The organism is Micrococcus sp. HMSC31B01 (genome assembly GCF_001816085.1).
In the GTDB taxonomy this organism is placed as follows: domain Bacteria; phylum Actinomycetota; class Actinomycetes; order Actinomycetales; family Micrococcaceae; genus Micrococcus; species Micrococcus luteus.
Window position 1 is genome coordinate 1 of record NZ_KV825433.1, and the last position, 2,526, is coordinate 2,526.

1 protein-coding gene is annotated in these 2,526 nt (G+C 75.7%); it reads left to right on the forward strand.

Annotation, left to right across the window (positions count from 1 at the left end; translation table 11 throughout):
• On the forward strand, positions 1-2,509 hold a 2,509-nt coding region (locus HMPREF3105_RS11925), incomplete at its 5' end, for a DEAD/DEAH box helicase (protein WP_141762538.1).
• Positions 2,510-2,526 lie beyond the last annotated feature (17 nt).

Genomic DNA, 2,526 nt, shown 5'->3' on the forward strand with positions numbered 1-2,526 from the left:
CGACGCCGCCCCGGACTCCTCCGGACCGGAGCCGCAGCCCGTCGGTGAGGTGGTGGCCGACGTCGTGGCCGGGCTGTCCGTCACGGCACCCGGCGACCTGCGCCCGGACACCCCGGCGGGGGCCGGACTCCGTGCGGCGCTGGGTCGGACCGGGTTGCCCGAGCAGATCCGCCACGTCACCGAGCTGCCCGCACGGCAGGCCCGGCACACGGACTGGCCCGCGGACGCTCCGGAGGGCCTGGTCAGGGCGTTCGCGGCGCGCGGCGTCGAGCGGCCGTGGCTGCACCAGGTGCGCGCCGCGAACCTGGCCGGTGCGGGGACGCACACCGTGCTCGCCACGGGCACGGCGTCGGGCAAGTCGCTGGGCTACCAGCTGGCGGTCGGCACCCGGCTCGCCGCCGACCCCCGGGCCACCGCGCTCTACCTCGCCCCCACCAAGGCCCTCGCTGCGGACCAGCTGACCTCCTGGCGCGCCCTCGAGCGGGACGGCGCCCCGGGGCTGCGCGCGGCTCCCTACGACGGCGACACCGCACCGCAGGACCGGATCTGGGCCCGCGAGCACGCCACCGTGCTCATGACCAACCCGGACATGCTCCACGTCGGGATCCTGCCGCACCACGAGCGGTGGGCCGCGTTCTTCCGGAACCTGGCGTTCGTGGTGGTGGACGAGTCGCACACCTACCGGGGCGTCTTCGGCTCGCAGGTGGGCATCCTGCTGCGCCGGCTGCGGCGCATCGCCGCCCACTACCGCGGGGACCGGCCGGAGACCGTGTTCATCGGGGCGTCGGCGACGTCGGCGGATCCGGCCGGGCACTTCGCTCGACTGATCGGGGCGCCGGCCACGGCCGTCACCGAGGACGCGTCCCCGCACGGGGCGGTCACGGTGGCGTTCTGGGAGCCGGAGCTGACGGACCGTCGGGGCGAGAACGGCGCGCCCGTCCGCCGCTCGGCGATGGCCGCCGCCGCCGACCTGGTCACGGACCTGGCCCTGCAGCAGGTGCGCACGCTGGCGTTCATCCGCTCGCGGCGCGGGGCCGAGGCCATCGCCAGCGCGGCCAAGCGGCAGCTCGAGGAGGTCGAGCCGGGGCTCGGCACCCGGATCGCGGCCTACCGCTCGGGCTACCTGCCCGAGGAGCGGCGGGAGCTGGAGGCGGACCTGCGCTCGGGTCGGCTGCTGGGCATGGCCTCGACGCCGGCACTGGAGATGGGCATCGACGTCGCGGGGCTGGACGCGGTGGTGGTGGCCGGCTGGCCGGGCACCCGCGCGTCGTTCTTCCAGCAGATCGGCCGCGCCGGGCGCGGCGGCCAGGACGCGCTCGCGTTCTTCGTCGCCTCGGACGACCCCCTGGACACGTTCGTGGTGGACCACCCGGAGGCCGTGTTCGACCTGGGCGTGGAGGACACCGTGGTGGACCCGGAGAACCCGCACCTGCTCGGCCCGCAGCTGTGCGCGGCCGCCGCGGAGCTGCCGATCACGCCCGAGGCGTTCGGCTGGTTCGGGGAGCCGGACCGGGTGCGCGCCCTGCTGGACGTGCTGGTCGAGCAGGGGCTGCTGCGCCGTCGGCCGGCCGGCTGGTTCTGGACGCACCCCGAGCACGCCGCCGGCATGGTCTCCCTGCGGGACGACGGCGGCGGCCCCATGGACATCATCGACGCCGAGTCCGGCGCCCTGCTGGGCACGATGGACTCGCCCCAGACCCATTACCAGGCGCATCCCGGCGCGGTGTACGTGCACCAGGACCGCACGTACCTCGTGGAGGAGCTGGACGAGGACGCGCACGCGGTGGTGGTCACGCGCGCCTGGCCGGACTTCACCACGCAGGCCCGGGACGTCACGGAGGTCGAGATCGTGGCGGTGCACCGCCGCCTGGACGCGCGGGAGGGCACCCTGCGCTGGTGCCTCGGGGATGTGCAGGTCCGCACCCAGGTGGTGTCCTTCCAGCGCAAGGCCCTGGCCTCCGGGGAGGTGCTCGGCGAGGAGCCCCTCGACCTGCCGGCGCGGGACCTGTTCACCTCGGCGGTGTGGTTCCAGGCGGCCTCGGACGAGCTCATCGCCGCGGGACTGACCACGGATCGCCTTCCCGGCGCCCTGCACGCGGCCGAGCACGCGATGATCGGCATGATGCCGCTCGTCGCCTCGAACGACCGCTGGGACATCGGAGGCGTCTCGATGGTCCTGCACCCGGACACCGGCTCCCCCGCCGTGTTCGTCTACGACGGCCGGCCCGGCGGGGCGGGCTTCGCCGAACGCGGCTTCGAGCAGGCGCGACGCTGGGTCGAGGCGACGGCGGGGGCCATCGCGGCCTGCGAGTGCGCGGAGGGCTGCCCGTCCTGCGTGCAGTCCCCCAAGTGCGGCAACCGCAACAGCCCACTGGACAAGGCCGGCGCGCTGACCGTCCTGCGGTTCCTGATGGACCACGCCGATCACCTCGTCCCGGCGGACGCCTCGACCGACGGCTCGGGCGGCGCCTCCTCCGGCGGGGCCACGGACGCGGCGCCCGGGGCCTGAGACCGCGGCGGGCCCGC